Genomic DNA, 20,503 nt, shown 5'->3' with positions numbered 1-20,503 from the left:
TACTTTTGTGCTATAGCAATAAAAGGAAGCTTATCAAATATCCAGATTATGCTTACCGTGTGAGACTTTCGCCTTCAGGTAACTCTCATTTCCCGACTTGATATGTGCAGAAGTATTCACCACTTCTTCAATCTCAATACCGAAAGATTTCAGCTCATTGATCTTCTTAGGGTTGTTAGTAACCAAGCGGATTTTTGTGGTTCCTAAAGCGCGAAGCATTTCTGCCGCTTCGGTAAAGTCGCGTAAATCATCACCAAAACCTAGGTGGTTATTCGCTTCATAGGTGTTCATGCCTTCGCTTTGCAGACGGTACGCATCGATTTTGTTATACAAACCAATACCACGACCTTCTTGGCGTAAGTAAAGAATCACTCCCCCCGTCTCACCCATAATTCTGATGGTTTCATCTAACTGCTCACCACAGTCACAGCGAGAAGAATGAAAAACATCACCAGTCAGGCACTCAGAGTGCATACGAACAAGAGGTATGTCTTGTGTCTTATCCGCTGATTTAAATATCACAGCAACATGCTCTTTATCTGTTTTCAATCCATGAAAAGACAGAAGTTCAGCATCAATACTGCTTGTTACCCCTACTTTGAAATCTATTCTGGCACGCACTTCCGCCATAGCTATACTCACTTGAAAATTCGATGTATTTAACAACACTACACTATATGTCTAGGCAATATTTTGTAGCTAACTATCTAATGATAGACACTATGAGGCTGTTAACAATTTTTTTCAAGGTCGACCACGTACAAATTGTTATATTATAACAATTAATTTTCTGGGTAACAAAAAACCCCACGTTGGGATGACCAACATGGGGTTATAAATCAATCAATTGCGGCTAAGACTACACTTTTTGCGGAACGATCAGCTTAGTTGAGTTTGCTTCCAGATAACAAGCTGCACCCAAGCATTCTCTAATTCACTTAACTCTTCTTGTGTCAGTGTAGAGATGCTCGACTTTGCACTGTATTTTTCTGCCCATTTATCAGAACGGACATGAGTATAGAACTCTTTTTTTAAATTTGAGATTACGTTATCCACAAACACATCCTTATATAACAGTGCTTAGCCTTTATAATCCGTTAATATTACAAAATACAGCTCAATTGGTAAACAGTAATACACAATTTTTATGAGTCATTCCTAACACTCGCTACTGATAAATATACAAACAAAAGAAATAATAGGCTCGGTAACAACCAAAGTAATATGTTTGAAACACTCATTGCTGGCTTATAAAGCACAAATTCACCAAACCTTTCTGTCATGTACTGAGTGATTTCATTGTTGCTCTTCCCTGCTTTCACCATATTGAATACAACAAGGCGTAAATCTTTTGCTATGGGAGAGTTCGACTCAATCAGATTTTGATTCTGACATTGTGGGCAGCGCAGCGATTTTGCCAAACTAATAGCACGCTGTTGTTGATTAAAGCTTTCAAACTCAAATAACTCTACCTGAATGCTTGTATCTTTATCACTCGCCGTAAACAAATCCTCAGCTAATACAGGGAAGTTGACGACAATAGCAGCGCTAAGTATGAGCACTATGTTGAGTAGGAACTTCATCATCCATTTGTACCTTTAAAATAGTGAGCGAGTTCTTTACGCCAAACCGATTCATTAATCACACCTAGCAACTTCTTCACTATTTGGCCTTCAGCATCGACTAAATACGTCTCAGGAGTACCGATTACGCCCAGCTCTAAAGCCAACTTCCCTTGAGGATCACTGATCACAGTTGAGTATGGGTTGCCATCGTTGGACAATACATTGAGCGCTGCCCCAGGGTTATCTCGATAATTGAGACCCACAATTGGAATGCCTTTCTTCTGCAGTTCGAGTAAAAAAGCGTGCTCGGTTTTACATATTCCGCACCATGAAGCCCATACATTGACCAGTTGGTAAGGATGTTGAGTAATATCAGAAAGCATAAGCTTAGCCGTTTCAGAGCTTAATATTTCAGAACTTAATGCTTCAGAATCGAATGACTCATCAGTAACGAGCTTTGCTGCCGTAAATTCAGGGAAATTCCTTTTTTGCTCTGAAACGCTGGTCGTTTGTTGCTTACTGTCGAGCGCATATGAAAATGCAACGACCAAAGCAACAGCCACTGAAAATAGAGCAATGAGTTTATTACGAACGCTGGTATGCATACTGGGCAGCCTTAACGGTTTTCTTTTTACGATTGGTCAGTGAAAGCACAGCACCTAGAATTGAGAACAACCCACCAAACCATATCCAACGAGCATACGCTTTGTACTGAACTCGAAATGCATAAGCGGTAGCGTCAACTTTCTCACCCATGGTGATATACACATCGCCATGCCAGAACCATTTCATTGCGGGCTCGCTCATGTTCATCACTCGAACTTGGTAATGTCTTCTTTCCGGCGAAATAGAAAAACTTTGCTCGCCAGTATCTAGCTTAAGTATCGCCTTTTCAGCGGTAAAGTTTGAGGTGACATAAAGCTCTGTATCTTCATGAGCAAGCGTCCAGTCCATAAACTCCACCTGTTCATCTGGGCTTAATTTATAGCTGCGCTCAAACGAGTGGTAACTGTTCATTGCAGCACCTACCGCTAATACCGCGACACCAACATGGGCAAATGTCATCACCCAGACTTTTCGTTGGAACTTGGAACTGCGCGTTACCGCTAAGCCATAAACATGAGTGAGTAAAACCCAAAATGCGAGTGCCCATGTCATCAGAGCCATCACTTGTCGTTGGACTTGTTCCACTTGCCAAGAATAACAAACGTAACCCAATGCCAACGACATAAGAACTAACAATGAAATAACACCTTTGGTTGCTTGAGGTTTAACACTCAACAATGGGGCTAAGCCAACCACGCCAAGTGCAAGCAAAGCCAAAGGTGCAATCAACAGATTAAAGTATGGCGCACCGACCGATATGTTACCTAGCCCAAGCAGCTCAAAGACCATTGGATAAAATGTACCAAACACCACAACAGCGGTCGCTAATACAAAAATGAGCACCGCAACTAGGCTTAAAAAGCTCTTACTGGCGAAGCTAGTAATCGGGTTAGATTCAAAAGATTCCCCTCTGATGATAAGAAGAGAGAAAGAGCTCACTAGCACCAACATCAATATAAGTAGTAGTGCGATACCTTTGGTCGGGTCGACAGCGAAAGCGTGTACTGATGTGAGTACACCAGAACGAACAATAAATGTGCCTAATATACTCAAACAAAATGTAATGAAAGCAAGGCTTAGAGACCACTTCAGAAGCTGTTGTTTGCCTTTGGCAACACCTAAACAATGCAGCAAGGCTGTCGAAGTGAGCCACGGCAACAAGCTGGCATTTTCAACAGGATCCCAGAACCACCAGCCGCCCCAGCCTAATTCGTAATACGCCCACCAAGAGCCAAGAATGATCCCTGCGGTTAAAAAGATCCAAGCGACTAGACACCAACTTCGACAATGGGCAACCCAATCAAACTCTATAGGGTCAACCAGCAAAGCGGCAACTGCAAATGCCAGCACCACGGAAAAGCCGACATAGCCAAGGTAAAGTAGTGGCGGGTGAAAGATCAGGCCGACATCTTGCAACATTGGGTTAAGGTCACGCCCTTCTAGCGGCAAGATCGAATTCATTTCAAATGGGTTTGATACGAATAAGGTGAACCAAGCAAATATCGCGAGCAATAGATTCATTACCCACAACACACGGCTTTGGTATTCATTCGAATAGTGTTTTTGTAAGGCAATCACGCCAGACCAGACGCTGATCGTCAGTACCCAAAATAACAAGGAACCTTCATGGCCTGCCCATACAGCTGCTAGCTTAAAAAATGAGGGTAATTGAGTATTTGAATGTTCAGCGACATAGAGAATAGAGAAGTCATCCCTGACAAAAGCATAGCCAAGCAATGCGACAGAAGTGAGAGAAAACAATGCACTTGAAAGAGAGAAACTACGGATTAAACTTATATTTTGCGTCCGTTTGTTTAGCATTTGATAAAACGAATGCACACCAATAATGCTACTGAGTACAGCAACCAACACTAAACTAAACAGCCCCAAAGAACCGACCATATCACCTCAATAAGGCTCCGCTAGAGCAGAGCCGATCTGAACACGCATCTCATGTTTACTAAAAGCATGTTCATTAATAAGCAGATGTCTAGTATCCAACATCTGCTCACTAATAAACTTGCGCGAAATTAAGCTATCGTTAACTGCCCTGCATAAAGGACAAAAGTTCGCAGCATTAATACGCCCATTAGGCTTAACGAAGTCACGGAGAAAATATACACCGAGCTATGGCGGATTGAGGTTGGTGTAACGGCATTCAGCAACAACGGTAAAACCATGCCGACACCTATGACCCCATACCAGAACCAACTCGCCCAGAAACCACTGCCAATTGCATTCCATACTGCTTGTTCACTTTGACCACCAGCGAAGATTAGCCCAGTAAAGAAAGTAATAAGAACAAACAACTCAAACATCACTACCGGACGTTCAAATCCGTGGATCCATGAAATACTCGGGCTATGAGGTGATTCTTTAAAGACCAACACACCAAATAAAATACACGCCGCCGCTCCCGAAGATAAGCTCGAGAATAAGAACAAAATCGGCAGCACTGGGTTATTCAATAGTGGGAAAGTATTTAAAGCTGAAAGCAAGAATCCGGTATAAGCGGCAAGCATAAGAGCAAGAACAGCTAAGAATATTTCCAGAGCATTCTCAAACACTTCTAATTTGCCAATCCAATTACCGACAAAATCAAGTCGTCCTTTTAGCCATGCTTGATCATTCAAGAACACGACTATTTGATCTCTAAATATAATGCCGATCCAAAGGAATAAGATCACCATATATACTTGGAATAAGATCACACCCATCGACATCACAGACGTTGGATTATAGAAGATCATGATCTTCCAAAATGACAGTGGTTTTGTCAGATGGAAAACCAAGATCAGCAGGCCTGAAATGATCCCAAATGGCGCAAGAAAAGCTGTCGCCTTTAACACACCATTATGAGCAGGATCGCCTTCAATAACCTTGCGCTTAAGGTAAATGGAGATCATTACGGCACCCGCCGACATCCCCGCGAGAAATAGATAGATTGCTATAATCCAGTCCCATACCACGGTACCAGACTGAAAAGCTGCGTCCCATGCACTCATAATCAAATCTCCCCTTTTTGGTGTGGCACTTTATAGAGTTTTGGTTGAGTGCCTAGATAGGCTTTATCTCTGTAAACCACCTCGGATTGAAGTACTTGGTTTATCTCACTCTTAGGGTCATTCAAATCGCCGAATGTCAGCGCTTTGGTTGGGCAAGATTCGACACAAGCAGGCAACTTCCCTTGTGCTAGATTGGTATCACGACAGAAGTTACATTTATCGGCTGACTTGTTCTCTGGATGGAAAAAGCGCACTTGATATGGACACGCTAACAAACAGTAACCACAACCGACACACTTCTCTTTGTGGACATCAACAATGCCCGTTTTTTCATCTTTGTAGGCAGCCCCTGTTGGGCAAACCATGACACACGGCGCGTTATCACAATGTTGGCAAGAGTTACGAGTAAAACGGTAATCAACATTTGGATATTCGCCTTGGGGTTCGCTCTTAATAATTTCTAAGCGCGACACGCCTTCAGGTACTTTATTCACTTCACGACATGCTTCTGTACAAGCAGTACAACCAATACACGCGGTTTCGTCATGAATCATTCCATAACGTTTAGCACCATCTTCTTGAACATTGGCCAACGTTTTACGACTTGTCACCGCCGCAGTTCCCGCTACACCCGTGGTAAGAATAACGGCACCAGCGCCTGCTAAAAAGTTTCTTCTTGAGCAGCTCATAGATTACTCCTCTTCTTTCTTCTGGTTGAAGTCTGAATGGCAATCCACACACAGCTTGATGGTTTGCTTCTTATCTAAGCCCAACACCTTTGCTTCAGTCGCATGAACATCATGGCAGTTTGAACACGTCAAGTTTTGCGCGTGAACATCGTGAGTCCAACTCGCTTCACGCAGATCATCAGGCTTGTGACAATCGATACATTGGCTATTGGCATCTAAAATTAAGCTAGGGTCTAGGAAAACCTTTTCAGTTCCCGGTTGTGATTGAGCCTCGCGATACTTCACCACTTCAGGCGCACCTTCACGGTGATCGGGGCTAATTGAACTATGACAATCGGTACAATTTACTTCACGGCCAAGTAAAGCGTGTGCACTTTCACCATGTGAACCCAATACCGTTTCTTTTGAATCTTTATGGCATTGAACACACTTGTAGTCTTTGTCGCGGATTAATTCGACTTCATGTCTTGCTGATTCTCCTACTGGCGTAACAGCAGGCTCAGCAACAGCATGAATGGAATAACCATAGAGGCAGAATGCTAGAAGGGATTTAAGCATTATGACTATGGCCAATTTAATATTGCCCATTTTATCCTTTCCTTATACCGGCATTATTTAACTCTCAACTAAATAATATTCCGGTTAAACAAAAGTACCCTTAAACGATATTATTACCGCTTAAATGATATCAATTCTTATTTTGGATAAGCCACAACGCTTTCTATAGTTAGAATATACCTCTAATTAGGTAATACGAAATTTGGATGGGTTAATCTGTGAACGCAATCACCCTATTTATATCATGGTCAATCTAGGTAATTGATTGTTATATATGTTAATAATTCTCAATTGAATTTTAATACCACTAACCTCCAATACCCCTTTAGGGGTATATAAACTTCAACGTGATTGAAGTCACTACCGTTAATTGATCTAAAACAAGCTATATCCAACACGTAACAAAATGTGTTTGTTTATGAATTAATATAAACAGGAATTCTCCAGTTCTTAATTTGAATAGCAAACTCACAACGCTTGGTATAAGAATCAGTATATTGGAGATATCACTGTGAAAAAGCATTGGATACGTAATTCGGTCACAGCACTATTAATGGTTAGCGCATCACTAGCAAGCGCGACCAGTTTTGCTGCGTCTGAACAAAAAGAAATTGGCGACCCTCGTAACGACCAGTTCGAGCAAAACCACCCAGATCAATATCACTCATGGAGACAGACTTCAGAAAGCGAAGTTATTGAAGACGCACTAAAAGAAGATCCAAACATGGTCATCATGTGGGCTGGCTACGGCTTCGCAAAAGATTACAACAAAGCACGCGGCCACTTTTATGCCATTGACGATGTAAGACAAACACTTCGTACAGGCGGCCCAACAGACGAAAGCTCTGGCCCAATGCCAATGGCGTGTTGGAGCTGTAAGAGCCCAGACGTAGCTCGTGTTATCGAAGAGCGTGGTGAAGATGGTTATTTTGAAGGTAAATGGGCGCGTCTTGGCAACGAGATCATTAACCCTATTGGCTGTTCAGACTGTCACGACACCCAAAGCGAAGGCTTTAAGAATGGTGAGCCAGCACTGAAGGTGACTCGTCCTTACGTTGAGCGTGCATTTGAAACGATTGGTAAAAAGTTTGATGAACAAAGTCGTTTAGACCAACAAGCTTCTGTTTGTGCTCAGTGCCACGTGGAATACTACTTCACAGGGCCAACCAAAGGTGTGAAATTCCCTTGGGACCAAGGTACAACCGTTGGCGACATGGAACGTTACTATGATGCAATCAACTTTAAAGATTGGACGCATAAAGTATCGAAAGCACCCATGCTGAAAGCACAGCACCCTGGCTTCGAAACATGGCGCGAAGGCATCCACGGTAAGAACAAAGTCGTTTGTGCTGACTGTCATATGCCAAAAGTGACCAAAGAAGATGGCACCGTTTATACCGACCATAAAGTGGGTAACCCATTCGACCGCTTCGAAGATACGTGTGCAAACTGTCACACTCAATCGAAAGAAACCATGCGTAACATCGTTTCAAGCCGTAAAGCGCAAGTACTGAACATGAAGCTGACAGCTGAGAAACAAATCGTTGCTGCTCACTTTGAAGCAGGCGCAGCATGGGAAGCGGGTGCGACAGAGCAAGAGATGGAACCTATCTTACTGGATATCCGTCACGCTCAATGGCGTTGGGACTACGCTATCGCGTCTCACGGTATTCACATGCACGCACCTGAGATCGCTCTAGAAGTGCTTGGTACTGCCGTTGACCGCGCCGCGGATGCTCGTACTAAGATTGTTCGTCTACTGGCGAAGAAAGGCATCACCGATCCAATCGAGATTCCAGATATCTCGACAAAAGAAGCGGCTCAAAAAGCGCTTGGAATGGACATGGATAAGATGAACGCAGAGAAACAGCACTTCTTAGACACGGTTGTTCCTAAATGGGAAGAGCAAGCTGAAAAGCGTGAAGCCAACTACGAATACTAGTTTCTTCCATTAGACCATTAAGTAAAAACCAGTCACACTATTGTTGTGTGGCTGGTTTTTTTAGGTTTTAGGGGAATACAGATCAATATCGAATCCCCGATCCACTCGCCAATTCAAGGAATAAACAATGAAAATCTTACTTTCGCTTTCGGCATTATGTATTGCACTACTCAGTTCAAGCGTTCACGCATCTGAGCGTGCTGAGACAGGGTGGGAATTAATAGAGAAAGGTGCATTAGTGGTTGATGTCAGAACACCTGCAGAGTTCGAACAAGGGCATCTAGACAACGCCATCAACTACCCTCTTTCTGAAGTGGCTACTCACTTTGCTAAGATAGATAAAGACCAACCCATCGTGTTGTACTGCCGTAGTGGCAATCGTTCAGGGCAAGCTTATCAATTCTTGCGTGCTCAAGGGTTTACTCAAATCCACAATGCTGGTGGCTTAATCGAAATGCAGGAAAACCAATAGTCTTCGAAATGAGCTCTTAAGTAAGATCGCCTCTTTAGCAATTAGCCAAGCTTAACGGATCATCTGTTTAGCTTGGTTGATCGAATGGATAATAGAGACACGATCAATGCCCTTCTGATTGGAATCTAAGATTTGAGTCCACGCATCGATCGCTTGTTGATAGCGCATGCTGATGAAGTGATCGGTCGCAATCAACATCAATGCCGTACGATCATTGGGATCAAGCTGCATTGAGTGCTCCAACAGCGCATTAACATCATCACTCATCGCTTGAGAGCTCAGATAATAAAGTGCGGTTGCTTTGGCAGCATAGAGGCCAGAAGGCGCTTGAGGATCTAAGCGAATCGCATAATCGTAGCAAGTGAATGCCGCATCAAACTCCCCTCTCTGCATGTACACACCACCAAGCTTAAACCACAAGTCGGATTGATTCGGGTCTTGTTTGAGGCTTTGTTGAAGCTCATCTTCGAAATCTGTTGCCGTGTAGTTATTGCTATCATCCAAAGGAAGTTGAGGTAACTCTTGTTTCAGTTGAGACCAAACCAGCACGCTCAAAGCCACCGCAGTAAGAGAAATCACCACATTGCCTTTTAGATGGCTGCCATTATTGCTCGCGGCAATAACGACCACAATCAAAAACAGACTCATTAGTACCAACGCAACCAACAACCAGATATCCATTCCGCATCCCTTTTATTTAGATCTGCCCCTACTCTATCGTTTTCGCCCTGCCTCGTTATTGATCAAAGTTTAGCGTTCGAGATTTAGTGCTCAAACTTTCGCATAAAAGCGACGGGTTAAGGTTGGTGTTCAGACCTAAGCCATAAGCCAAATGAGAAGAGAAAAAGAGTGAAATGACAGGCAATAAAAAACCGAGCACTTAGGCTCGGTTTTTTCAATGGTAAGCTTAATTACTTAACGTAATCGAGATTACTCAGTGCCTTGCTCGCTATCACTTTCAGAGTCAGAAGCATCAGATGCTTGCTCTTCACTTGATTCAGAAACATCAGGCGTTTCAGCGTTTACTGCGTCAGCATTTGCTTCTTCAGTTTCTTCGCCTTCAACAATCTCCGCTTCTTCTACTTCGTCGATACGTTGTAGACCTACAACATTCTCGTCTTCAGCAGTACGAATCAGTGTTACACCTTGAGTGTTACGACCAACTTGGCTTACTTCCGCTACGCGAGTACGTACAAGTGTACCTGCGTCGGTGATCATCATCATTTCATCGCCTTCTTCAACCTGAACAGCACCAACTACTGGGCCATTACGATCAGAGACTTTGATAGATACTACACCTTGCGTTGCACGGCCTTTCGTTGGGTATTCAGCCAGCTCAGTACGCTTACCGTAACCGTTTTGAGTCACAGTTAGGATATCGCCTTCGTTTGAAGGAACAATCAGTGAAACCACTTGATCGTCTTCTGGAAGCTTCATACCACGAACACCAGAGGCAGTACGACCCATTGGACGTACTTTGTCCTCGTTAAAGCGAACAACTTTGCCCGACTTCGAGAACAGCATGATGTCGCTATTACCGTCAGTAATATCAACGCCAATCAGTGAATCATCGTCACGTAGGTTAACTGCGATTAGGCCGTTAGCACGTACGTTTGCGAATTGATCCAGTGATGTCTTCTTAACGGTACCGTCGCCTGTTGCCATGAAGATGAATTTCTCGTTTGAGAACTCAGAAACAGGCAGGATAGCCGTAATACGCTCACCCTCTTCTAGAGGAAGAATGTTAACGATAGGCTTACCACGAGCGGTGCGGCTTGCTTGAGGCAGTTGGTAAACTTTCAGGCGGTACGTTTTACCACGAGTAGAGAAACATAAGATGTTATCGTGAGTATTAGCAACAAGCAGACGCTCAATGTAATCCTCATCTTTCATCTTAGTTGCACTCTTACCTTTACCACCACGACGCTGAGCTTCGTAGTCGCTTAGGATTTGGTACTTAACGTAACCTGCGTTAGAAAGCGTTACTACAACGTCTTCTTGAGCGATTAGCTCTTCCATGTCGATGTCATGAACCGCTGCTGTGATTTCTGTACGACGTTCGTCGCCATAGATATCACGTACCGCTTCAAGTTCTTCACGGATAACTTCCATCAAACGCTCAGTGCTTGCAAGGATATGCATTAGCTCAGCGATCTCTTCTAGAAGTGCTTTGTATTCGTCTAGAATCTTCTCGTGCTCAAGGCCAGTTAGGCGGTGAAGACGAAGTTCTAGAATAGCTTGCGCTTGAGTTTCCGTTAGGAAGTATTGACCATCACGGATACCGTATTGGTCTTCAAGCCAATCTGGACGAGCTGCATCAGTACCAGCACGTTCAAGCATTGATGCAACGTTACCAAGATCCCAACCACGAGATACTAGACCAACTTTAGCTTCTGCTGGTGTTGGTGCGTTCTTGATCAGTTCAATGATTTCATCAATGTTTGCAAGCGCTAAAGATAGAGCTTCCAAGATATGTGCACGGTCGCGCGCTTTCTTCAATTCGAAGATAGTACGACGTGTCACAACTTCACGACGGTGATCAACAAAACACTTCAACATATCTTTAATGTTGAAAAGTTGTGGTTGGCCGTTGTTCAGAGCAACCATGTTGATGCCGAAAGTTGTTTGCAGTTGAGTTTGTGAGTAAAGGTTGTTTAGTACAACTTCACCGACAGCATCACGCTTACATTCAATAACAATACGCATACCATCTTTATCAGATTCGTCACGCAGTGCACTGATGCCTTCAACTTTCTTGTCTTTTACAAGTTCTGCAATCTTCTCGATCAGACGAGCTTTGTTCACTTGATACGGAATTTCAGTAACGATAATAGTTTCTTTACCGTTCTTTTCCGTTTCAATTTCAGCTCTCGAGCGCATGTAGACTTTGCCTCGGCCAGTCTTATATGCATCGACAATGCCCTTACGGCCACTGATTAATGCTGCTGTCGGGAAGTCTGGACCCGGGATGTAGTCCATTAGCTCATCAATAGTGATGTCTTCATTATTGATAAATGCTAAACAGCCATCAACAACTTCGCCAAGGTTATGCGGCGGGATGTTGGTAGCCATACCTACTGCGATACCAGAAGCACCGTTAACCAATAGGTTTGGTATTTTTGTTGGTAAAACTGCTGGTATTTGCTCGGTTCCATCATAGTTAGGAACGAAGTCAACCGTATCTTTATCAAGATCCGTTAATAGCTCACCAGCTATTTTTGACATACGAACTTCGGTATAACGCATTGCCGCAGCTGAATCGCCGTCAACCGAACCAAAGTTACCTTGGCCATCGACTAACATATAGCGTAGTGAAAACGGCTGAGCCATACGAACAATTGACTCGTATACCGCACTATCACCGTGTGGGTGATATTTACCGATTACATCGCCTACTACACGAGCAGACTTTTTATATGCTTTGTTCCAATCATTACCTAATACATTCATCGCGAACAAAACGCGGCGGTGTACTGGTTTTAGGCCATCACGCACATCTGGAAGGGCACGACCAACGATGACGGACATCGCGTAGTCTAGGTATGAACCTCTAAGCTCATCTTCAATATTTACGGGCGTGATCTCTTTCGCTAGATCGCTCATAGAGCCATTTTCCCTCTATAGTCAGATCGTATTTTTGAATACGTATAAGACCGAAAAATATAACACAAATTTACCTACGGAGGCATCACTTTCCCTCTCCTTTTACCATCTTGTGACCCTTGTAGCCAATCTATTGATGAGAAATTGCACCTCAGCGTCATATCTTGCTGAAACATGGTCACTTTACACTCAATAAACTAGCAAAATTGTAGATCTTCTGGTCAGCAGGAAAAGGCAAGTTATAATGCCTGCAATTTCATGGATGCATTATTTAACTTGGAAATGCCGATTATGACTAAATCACAAAACGTAGACCCAGCAGAAATCAAAAAATTCGAAGACATGGCGTCGCGCTGGTGGGATCTAGAAGGCGAGTTTAAGCCACTACATCAAATCAACCCACTGCGCCTAAATTACGTTCTAGAGAAAACCGAAGGCCTATTTGGCAAGAAAGTTCTCGATGTTGGCTGCGGTGGCGGTATTTTGGCTGAGAGCATGGCCGTTGAAGGTGCGCTAGTCACTGGTTTAGATATGGGTAAAGAACCGCTAGAAGTCGCTCGTCTGCATGCATTAGAAACCGGCACCAAGCTTGATTACATTCAAAGCACCATTGAAGATCATGCTGAGCAAAACCCACAAACTTACGATGTGGTGACCTGCATGGAAATGCTAGAGCACGTACCAGACCCACAGTCGGTTATCTCGGCTTGTTCAAAGTTGGTTAAACCGGGCGGCCATGTGTTCTTCTCGACATTGAACCGTAACTTTAAGTCTTACCTATTCGCTATAGTAGGTGCAGAAAAGCTACTTAAGATTGTCCCAGAAGGTACTCACGACCACGAAAAGTTCATTCGCCCAGCGGAACTTATCAAGATGATAGACAACACTCCGCTGCAAGAATTGGGGATTACAGGACTGCACTACAACCCGTTAACGGACACTTATCGTTTGGGCACAAATGTAGATGTTAACTACATAGTCCACACGCAAAATCTCACCCAATAACTATTAATATCCCCAGCTTAAAATCTTTTAGAAAAAGACGATTGAAAAGAGTTGTAATTAACATAACTTTACGACTTTTTTCAGTCTAAATTTCGTGCGCTCGCTTCCATTTTGACCACCTAGATTTAATTTTAATCATCCAAAATCCATTGCCCATTTTGCTCAAAGATCAAGGGATTTTTTTTTATGTGTGCGCAAAAATAAAGCAACCTTAAAAGGCTATTTTTATACAATCAAGTCACATCGAACCTCGTCAGTTAGTGGTCACTTACAGTTTTTTTTCAATCCACCACTTATCCACAAGCACTCCCATTTCTTTACCTTGAAAAATATAAGCTGTAGCACTATCTTGTAACCCAATAAACAAATGACCCCTATATGTTGTGTTTGAACTACAATGTATGGGTAGACCAAGATCACAAAGCCGGAACGTAATTTACAAAAATTACACAGAAATACACAAAAACACGGCTTTGTTCAGTTTTGTTAGGGAAATTAAGCAGAATGAACCAACAACTTACTGTTACCAAACGTAACGGGCGCAAAGAAACAATCGATTTAGAGAAAATCCATCGAGTGATCACATGGGCAGCTGAAGGCTTGCACAATGTTTCTGTATCACAAGTAGAATTGAAAGCTCACATTCAGTTTTACGATGGCATCACCACCACTGACATCCATGAGACAATCATCAAGTCAGCAGCGGATTTAATCTCTGAAGAGACTCCTGATTACCAATATCTAGCAGCACGTCTGTCAGTATTCCATCTACGTAAAAAAGCGTACGGCGAGTACGAGCCACCGGCTCTATATGACCACGTTGCAAAACTGGTTGATATGGGTAAATACGATAGCCACCTAATGGAAGACTACACGAAAGCTGAGTTTGACGAGCTTGACGCGTACATCGACCACAAGCGTGACTTAGACTTCTCTTATGCAGCGGTCAAGCAGCTTGAAGGTAAATACTTCGTGCAAAACCGTGTAACAAAAGAAATCTACGAGAGTGCTCAGTTCCTTTACATCCTAGTTGCTGCTTGTTTATTCGGTAAATACCCGAAATCAACTCGTCTGGATTACATCAAACGTTTTTACGACGCCTCGTCTACGTTTAAGATTTCTCTACCTACACCAATTATGTCTGGTGTACGTACGCCTACTCGTCAATTCAGTTCTTGTGTGCTGATCGAGTGTGGTGACAGCCTTGATTCTATCAACGCAACAGCAAGCTCTATTGTTCGTTACGTATCTCAACGTGCTGGTATTGGTATCAACGCAGGTCGTATCCGTGCGCTTGGTTCTGAAATTCGTGGTGGTGAAGCGTTCCACACTGGCTGTATCCCTTTCTACAAATACTTCCAAACAGCAGTAAAATGTTGTTCTCAAGGTGGTGTTCGTGGCGGTGCAGCAACCGTGTTCTACCCACTATGGCACGGTGAAGTTCAGTCTCTATTAGTACTGAAAAACAACCGTGGTGTTGAAGAGAACCGTGTTCGTCACATGGACTACGGCGTACAGCTTAATAAGCTTATGTACTCTCGTCTTGTTCAAGGTGGCAACATCAGCCTGTTCTCCCCTTCAGATGTACCTGGACTTTACGATGCGTTCTTCGAAAACCAAGAGCGTTTTGAAGAGCTGTACGTTAAGTACGAAAACGATCCTTCAGTGAAACGTGAAACTGTGAAAGCGGTTGAACTGTTCTCTCTACTAATGCAAGAGCGTGCTTCTACTGGTCGTATCTACATTCAGAACGTTGACCACTGTAATACACACAGCCCGTTTGATTCTGAAGTAGCACCTGTTCGTCAATCGAACCTATGTCTAGAAATCGCGCTACCAACTAAGCCACTTTCTAACGTGGAAGATGACGAAGGTGAGATTGCACTGTGTACGCTTTCAGCGTTCAACCTTGGCGCAATCAATGAACTCGACGACTTAGCAGAGCTTTCTGAGTTGGTTGTTCGTGCACTTGATGCACTGCTTGATTACCAAGATTACCCGCTTCCAGCAGCATACAAATCGACAATGAATCGTCGTACTTTAGGTGTTGGTGTCATCAACTATGCATACTACCTGGCGAAGAATGGTGTTAAGTACTCTGACGGCAGCGCAAATGGCCTGACTCACCGTACTTTTGAAGCAATTCAATACCACTTGCTAAAAGCGTCTGTTGAACTAGCGAAAGAACAAGGCCGTTGCCCATCTTTCCACGAGACCAACTACGCGAAAGGCCTACTGCCAATCGATACTTATAAAAAAGATATCGACTTAGTATGTGAAGAGCCTCTGCACTACGATTGGGACACGCTACGTGAAGAGATCATGGAGCACGGTCTGCGTAACTCTACGCTAACAGCGCTTATGCCTTCTGAGACTTCGTCTCAAATCTCGAACGCGACTAACGGTATCGAGCCACCACGTGGTTATGTATCAGTGAAAGCGTCGAAAGACGGTATCCTGAAGCAAGTTGTTCCTGATTTCTTAAATCTTAAAAACAACTACGAGCTACTTTGGAACATTGGCAATAACGACGGTTACCTACACTTAGTGGGTATCATGCAAAAATTCGTTGACCAAGCTATCTCTGCAAACACTAACTATGATCCAAGTGTTTACGACAGCGGTAAGGTTCCAATGAAGCAGCTGCTTAAAGACCTGCTAACTGCATACAAGTATGGTGTTAAAACGCTTTACTACCATAACACTCGTGATGGTGCTAAAGACGACCAAGGCGATGCAGTTCAAGTGCCGGAAGAAGATTGTGAAGGCGGCGGTTGTAAGATCTAAACCGCAATAAACATTAAGACCCCAGAGAAGAGTTATCTTCTCTGGGTTTAAAGCATTAACAGGGTCCGTTTTATTGCGGGTCTTTAAAGGATTTGAGGCATTTATGGCTTACAGTACTTTTTCTCAACAAAAAAATGACCAACTAAAAGAACCAATGTTCTTGGGTCAGTCGGTAAACGTTGCACGTTACGACCAACAAAAATTTGAAATCTTCGAAAAGCTTATCGAGAAGCAGCTTTCTTTCTTCTGGCGCCCAGAAGAGGTCGACGTGTCTAGTGATCGTATCGACTACAACAAGCTTCCTGAGCATGAAAAGCACATCTTCATCTCTAACTTGAAGTACCAAACGCTTCTAGATTCTATCCAAGGCCGCAGCCCTAACGTTGCCCTACTTCCATTGGTATCACTACCAGAAGTTGAAACTTGGATTGAGACATGGTCATTCTCTGAAACGATTCACTCTCGTTCTTACACGCACATCATCCGTAACATCGTAAATGATCCAGGCGTAGTATTCGACGACATCGTTGAAAACGAAGAGATCCTGAAGCGTGCTAAAGACATCGCCTTTTACTACGACGATTTGATCAAGCTGACGGCTGACTACCACCGCTACGGTGAAGGCAACCACAACATCAACGGCGAAGACGTTAAGATTTCACTTCACGACCTGAAGAAGAAGCTTTACGTATGTCTAATGTCTGTAAACGCACTGGAAGCGATTCGTTTCTACGTAAGTTTTGCATGTTCATTCGCATTCGCTGAACGTGAGCTAATGGAAGGTAATGCGAAGATCATCAAGCTAATCGCTCGTGATGAAGCTCTTCACCTTACTGGTACACAGCACATGATCAATTTGCTGCGTAACGGCCAAGATGACTTCGAATTCATGCAGATCGCTGAAGAGTGTAAGCAAGAGTGTTTCGACCTATTCAAAGAAGCAGCAGAGCAAGAGAAAGAGTGGGCAGAATACCTATTCAAAGATGGCTCTATGATTGGTCTAAACAAAGACATTCTTTGCCAATACGTTGAGTACATTACTAACATCCGTATGCAGGCTGTTGGTCTAGGTACCGCTTACCCAGAAGCAACGTCGAACCCAATTCCATGGATCAACGCTTGGTTGTCTTCAGATAACGTTCAAGTTGCTCCACAAGAAGCTGAAATCAGTTCTTACCTAGTTGGCCAAATCGACAACGAAGTAAAAGCTGACGACTTTGAAGGGTTTGAGCTGTAATGCCAACAATCAAAATCAACAAGCTGACTTCTATTGAATCTAACCCTTCAAATACTCTATTGGAAACAATGGAACAAGCAGGGTTAGAGCCAGAATACAACTGCCGAGATGGCCACTGTGGCGCTTGCCGCTGTACGTTGGATTCCGGTGAAGTTGAGTACGTTGGTTTTGCTATGGCTTACACGCAAGGTAATGAAATATTACCTTGTATCTGTAAAGCAAAAACAGAACTATCGCTGAGTAACGTTATTCACAGAAATAAGCAAAAAAGTGCTTAATACTTATACTTAGCTACTTAGCTACTTAGCTACTTAGCTACTTAGCTACTTAGCTACTTAGCACGATTAGTACAATGTTGAATCGTTAACAGAAAAGCTTAAAAATTTAAGGGCCCGATAATCTTCATTATCAGGCCCTTTTTGTATTTCATGTTGGCTCAATCAGACAACTCGCTTATTGCACCAACTCGGCTTTATTGATGTATATGATTTATTACATATATAGCTCTATAGCTTTAACTTGGACTTTATAGCGTTGACTTGGTTTTATAGTACCGCTTTAGGAATAAACATGTCTTTCAATCGCTTAACCGAAGAGTAAGTACCAAACATCGGTTTGTTGTCTAGATGCCTTCTCAGCATATCGGCGGCAACGGTCTTAATCACGTTGCGTTGGTCTTCGCGTGAGTACTGACGATAAAACTCAAGCACCTGTCCCCACTCTCCTGCTTCAGTAGACAATGCGACGCTAAATGTGTTGTCTTCTAACTTACCAGTAACCAAAGCCAGTTCTGTACCGCACTTCTCTCTTGTAGCGCCAGCCAGTGCAAAGGTTGCGGCTAATGGATCACTCTTTTCAAGTTGGCTCTCTTTTGGCTCAGCCATGACCCATGAATGACCAAAGCAGTCTTCAACCTGCTCATTCAATTGCAGCCACGCTGATAGGGCGCCTTTGGTCGACACTTCAGATACAGATAACGTCTTCTTTTTTTCCGCCATGATGTGTCCAATATGGTCAATCATTGGCTCATCAACGCTCACGACATTACTCTCTAGGAGCTTGTAAACCATTTGCAGAAGCTTAACGCGAGTTTCTAAGTCTGCCTTAGGACCAAACAGTTTGACCTCAATAAAAGGCAGATAAGAGCGGTAGCCAAGTTCATAGCCTGCAGGAAGCTTAAGCTGGTCTAACACATCCGAGATACCCGACTCAGACAAACCAAACGTAAACAATCGACTGCATTCAGAGGCAACCACTTGAGGGTAGGTACGCGACAAGTCAGGAAGAATCTCAAACGTAACCATACGTTTGAATTCACTCGGTACACCAGGAGTAAAATAGAAAGTAGCATCGTTGATTTTCAGCTTGAAGCCGCAAGCCGTACCCACAGGATTATCAACAATCTCTGAACTCGCGGGCAATAAAGCTTGCTTAAGGTTACTGTCAGGCATCGGCATGCCACGTCCAGAGAACATCTCTTCCATACGAGTCAGCCACTCAGGGAACATGACAAGCTTTTGATCTGAGGCCGCAGCCGCAGCGGCCGCACTCATATCATCAGTTGTCGGCCCCAAACCACCATTGACGATAACCACATCATAGTTGAAGCTCAGCATCAGCAGTTCTTCAATCAGAGCGTTCATTTGGTCGCCCACAGTTGAACGCTTTGCCAAAGCAAAGCCGTGCTGATAAAACTCAGCAGACATCCAAGCTGCGTTTGTGTCGACAATGTCCCCATGAAGAACTTCTTCACCAGTGCTTAACATTGCGATTTTCGTCATATTTATATCCCTTGTGGCCATTAAAAGACACGGCATTATTTACAAACTAGTCTAAGGTTGAGTTTGAGTCATTCACCTTTTCACAAATATTACTAATGCTTAATCTAAGGTTTTCTTAGGAAAAGCAATAAATTATTAGTTCCCTAAACTAAGCATTTAATAGATAATTGTGACTCGGATCAATTATTAACTTCTCATGGAGACCCTTGTGGCCAAATCACCGTTACTAACGAAGGTTACTGCTGCATTTACAATGCTAATGTCAGTTAACTCGGTTGCAAGCCAATACGACTTCGACCAACCAATCAACCTTTCTTATTCGGATGAATGCGCTCAAGATTACTGTGTTAATGAAAGCTTGTACACCTATAAGCCTAGTAACCATTATGCGCTAAGCGAAACAAGCGACCAATATGATTTAACGATCGAAAAACAACCACTCTACCTTACCGTTAGCGATGGCAAAGATTGGGATTACCTCATGGGCCAAACTTATACCATTCTTGGTTTAAGTGTCGCAACCGTTGGTCTCATGACGCTTTTACCTGAAAGTATCACTAAGTGGGATGATGACCAGCGTGATATCAGTGCACTAGGTAAAAAATGGAAAGATAACGTTTCTGAAGGCCCAGTATGGGACCGTGATGAACACTTCCTAAACTACGTAATGCATCCGTATTTCGGTGGTGTTTACTACACCGCAGCTCGACATGCTGGTTATGACGAGTTTGAGTCTTTCTTATACTCTTGGACAATGTCGACATTTTTCTGGGAATACGGCGTAGAAGCGTTTGCTGAAGTACCGTCATGGCAAGATATCTTTATTACACCATTCTTTGGGGCTGTTGTCGGTGAAATGATGCTAGAAGCAGAGCAAGACATTGTTGCTTCAGGTGGCGAAGTGATGGGCTCTCAAACCATGGGTGATGTTTCATTATTCTTCCTCAACCCTGTTGGCCATATCCACTACTGGGTAAGTGATGCATGGGGTGGTGACGCAGAAGTTAATCTGAATACTAACCCTTGGTGGGATAACAAAGACGCAGCACGATTCGCCTACGATGCAGGGGCAACATACGACTCTCAGTTTGTTGGTATGAACTTTAAAGTAACGTTTTAAATCGACTTCCAGTCTCTGAACTCTATGTTACTGCATTTCAAATAAATGCGACAACTCTTCTAAAAGCGGCTCTCTAGCCAACACCTATCATTTAAGGTGTTTAGATCGCACAGTGTAGCGAGTCTTACTAAAA

Annotated in this window: 18 protein-coding genes; 7 read left to right on the top strand and 11 right to left on the bottom strand. The window is 43.3% G+C overall.

Annotated elements, in window-relative coordinates:
* Nucleotides 1-33 precede the first annotated feature (33 nt).
* From ribA to nrfB, 8 genes are all read right to left on the bottom strand, one after another.
* Entirely contained in the window at nt 34-630 is a 597-nt protein-coding gene (gene ribA / locus AB6C75_RS05155; RefSeq protein ID WP_009848836.1) for a GTP cyclohydrolase II, read from the bottom strand.
* Nucleotides 631-879: 249 nt separating this feature from the next.
* Complete coding sequence (locus tag AB6C75_RS05150) at nt 880-1,056, bottom strand: hypothetical protein (RefSeq protein WP_009848837.1); 177 nt, start codon at nt 1,054-1,056, stop codon at nt 880-882.
* Between the two features lie 89 nt (nt 1,057-1,145).
* Nucleotides 1,146-1,586: a cytochrome c-type biogenesis protein CcmH gene (locus tag AB6C75_RS05145; protein WP_372107148.1), complete on the bottom strand. Its 441-nt coding sequence runs from the start codon at nt 1,584-1,586 to the stop codon at nt 1,146-1,148.
* Nucleotides 1,583-2,170, bottom strand: coding sequence for a DsbE family thiol:disulfide interchange protein (locus AB6C75_RS05140; protein ID WP_372107146.1), 588 nt, complete (start codon nt 2,168-2,170; stop codon nt 1,583-1,585). The genes AB6C75_RS05145 and AB6C75_RS05140 overlap by 4 nt, the downstream gene beginning before the upstream one ends.
* Nucleotides 2,151-4,073, bottom strand: coding sequence for a heme lyase CcmF/NrfE family subunit (locus tag AB6C75_RS05135; protein WP_372107144.1), 1,923 nt, complete (start codon nt 4,071-4,073; stop codon nt 2,151-2,153). Before AB6C75_RS05135 ends, AB6C75_RS05140 begins: the two co-directional genes overlap by 20 nt.
* A gap of 128 nt (nt 4,074-4,201) precedes the next feature.
* Nucleotides 4,202-5,176 (bottom strand): cytochrome c nitrite reductase subunit NrfD, encoded by a 975-nt coding sequence (gene nrfD, locus AB6C75_RS05130; protein WP_029222996.1) that lies wholly within the window; start codon nt 5,174-5,176, stop codon nt 4,202-4,204.
* Between the two features lie 2 nt (nt 5,177-5,178).
* A complete protein-coding gene (gene nrfC / locus AB6C75_RS05125; protein WP_372107141.1) occupies nt 5,179-5,865 on the bottom strand; it encodes a cytochrome c nitrite reductase Fe-S protein in 687 nt (228 codons plus the stop codon).
* Nucleotides 5,866-5,868: 3 nt separating this feature from the next.
* Nucleotides 5,869-6,453 (bottom strand): cytochrome c nitrite reductase pentaheme subunit, encoded by a 585-nt coding sequence (gene nrfB, locus AB6C75_RS05120; RefSeq protein ID WP_372107139.1) that lies wholly within the window; start codon nt 6,451-6,453, stop codon nt 5,869-5,871.
* A 481-nt stretch (nt 6,454-6,934) separates the two neighbouring features.
* Between nrfB and nrfA the strand changes: the two genes are divergently transcribed.
* A complete protein-coding gene (nrfA, locus tag AB6C75_RS05115; RefSeq protein ID WP_017101428.1) occupies nt 6,935-8,365 on the top strand; it encodes an ammonia-forming nitrite reductase cytochrome c552 subunit in 1,431 nt (476 codons plus the stop codon).
* Between the two features lie 127 nt (nt 8,366-8,492).
* Nucleotides 8,493-8,837 (top strand): rhodanese-like domain-containing protein, encoded by a 345-nt coding sequence (locus tag AB6C75_RS05110; protein WP_009848845.1) that lies wholly within the window; start codon nt 8,493-8,495, stop codon nt 8,835-8,837.
* Nucleotides 8,838-8,888: 51 nt separating this feature from the next.
* On the opposite strand, the gene AB6C75_RS05105 is transcribed toward AB6C75_RS05110, so the two are convergent.
* Nucleotides 8,889-9,518, bottom strand: a complete 630-nt coding sequence (locus AB6C75_RS05105; RefSeq protein WP_012604320.1) for a tetratricopeptide repeat protein — start codon at nt 9,516-9,518, stop codon at nt 8,889-8,891.
* 249 nt (nt 9,519-9,767) lie between these two features.
* The gene (gyrA, locus tag AB6C75_RS05100; RefSeq protein ID WP_135384498.1) at nt 9,768-12,440 is read right to left on the bottom strand and encodes a DNA topoisomerase (ATP-hydrolyzing) subunit A; all 2,673 of its coding nucleotides are present in this window, start codon (nt 12,438-12,440) and stop codon (nt 9,768-9,770) included.
* A gap of 258 nt (nt 12,441-12,698) precedes the next feature.
* On the opposite strand from gyrA, the gene ubiG reads away from it, so the two are divergent.
* The 4 genes from ubiG (at nt 12,699) to yfaE (ending at nt 17,747) form a co-directional block, all read left to right on the top strand.
* Entirely contained in the window at nt 12,699-13,445 is a 747-nt protein-coding gene (gene ubiG, locus AB6C75_RS05095) for a bifunctional 2-polyprenyl-6-hydroxyphenol methylase/3-demethylubiquinol 3-O-methyltransferase UbiG (RefSeq protein WP_065680458.1), read from the top strand.
* A 504-nt stretch (nt 13,446-13,949) separates the two neighbouring features.
* Entirely contained in the window at nt 13,950-16,232 is a 2,283-nt protein-coding gene (nrdA, locus tag AB6C75_RS05090; RefSeq protein WP_009848849.1) for a class 1a ribonucleoside-diphosphate reductase subunit alpha, read from the top strand.
* A gap of 103 nt (nt 16,233-16,335) precedes the next feature.
* A complete protein-coding gene (nrdB, locus tag AB6C75_RS05085) occupies nt 16,336-17,469 on the top strand; it encodes a class Ia ribonucleoside-diphosphate reductase subunit beta (protein WP_004733365.1) in 1,134 nt (377 codons plus the stop codon).
* Nucleotides 17,469-17,747, top strand: coding sequence for a class I ribonucleotide reductase maintenance protein YfaE (gene yfaE, locus AB6C75_RS05080; RefSeq protein WP_009848850.1), 279 nt, complete (start codon nt 17,469-17,471; stop codon nt 17,745-17,747). Before nrdB ends, yfaE begins: the two co-directional genes overlap by 1 nt.
* 267 nt (nt 17,748-18,014) lie before the next feature.
* On the opposite strand, the gene AB6C75_RS05075 is transcribed toward yfaE, so the two are convergent.
* A complete protein-coding gene (locus AB6C75_RS05075; RefSeq protein WP_029223972.1) occupies nt 18,015-19,250 on the bottom strand; it encodes a CinA family nicotinamide mononucleotide deamidase-related protein in 1,236 nt (411 codons plus the stop codon).
* 208 nt (nt 19,251-19,458) lie between these two features.
* Between AB6C75_RS05075 and AB6C75_RS05070 the strand changes: the two genes are divergently transcribed.
* Nucleotides 19,459-20,370 (top strand): DUF3943 domain-containing protein, encoded by a 912-nt coding sequence (locus tag AB6C75_RS05070; RefSeq protein WP_135442602.1) that lies wholly within the window; start codon nt 19,459-19,461, stop codon nt 20,368-20,370.
* Nucleotides 20,371-20,503 lie beyond the last annotated feature (133 nt).

Origin of the sequence: Vibrio sp. 10N.237.312.B06, from assembly GCF_041464685.1 — a bacterium.
GTDB classification, from domain to species: Bacteria; Pseudomonadota; Gammaproteobacteria; order Enterobacterales; family Vibrionaceae; genus Vibrio; species Vibrio tasmaniensis_A.
This window is presented reverse-complemented; position numbering and strand designations above follow the sequence as displayed.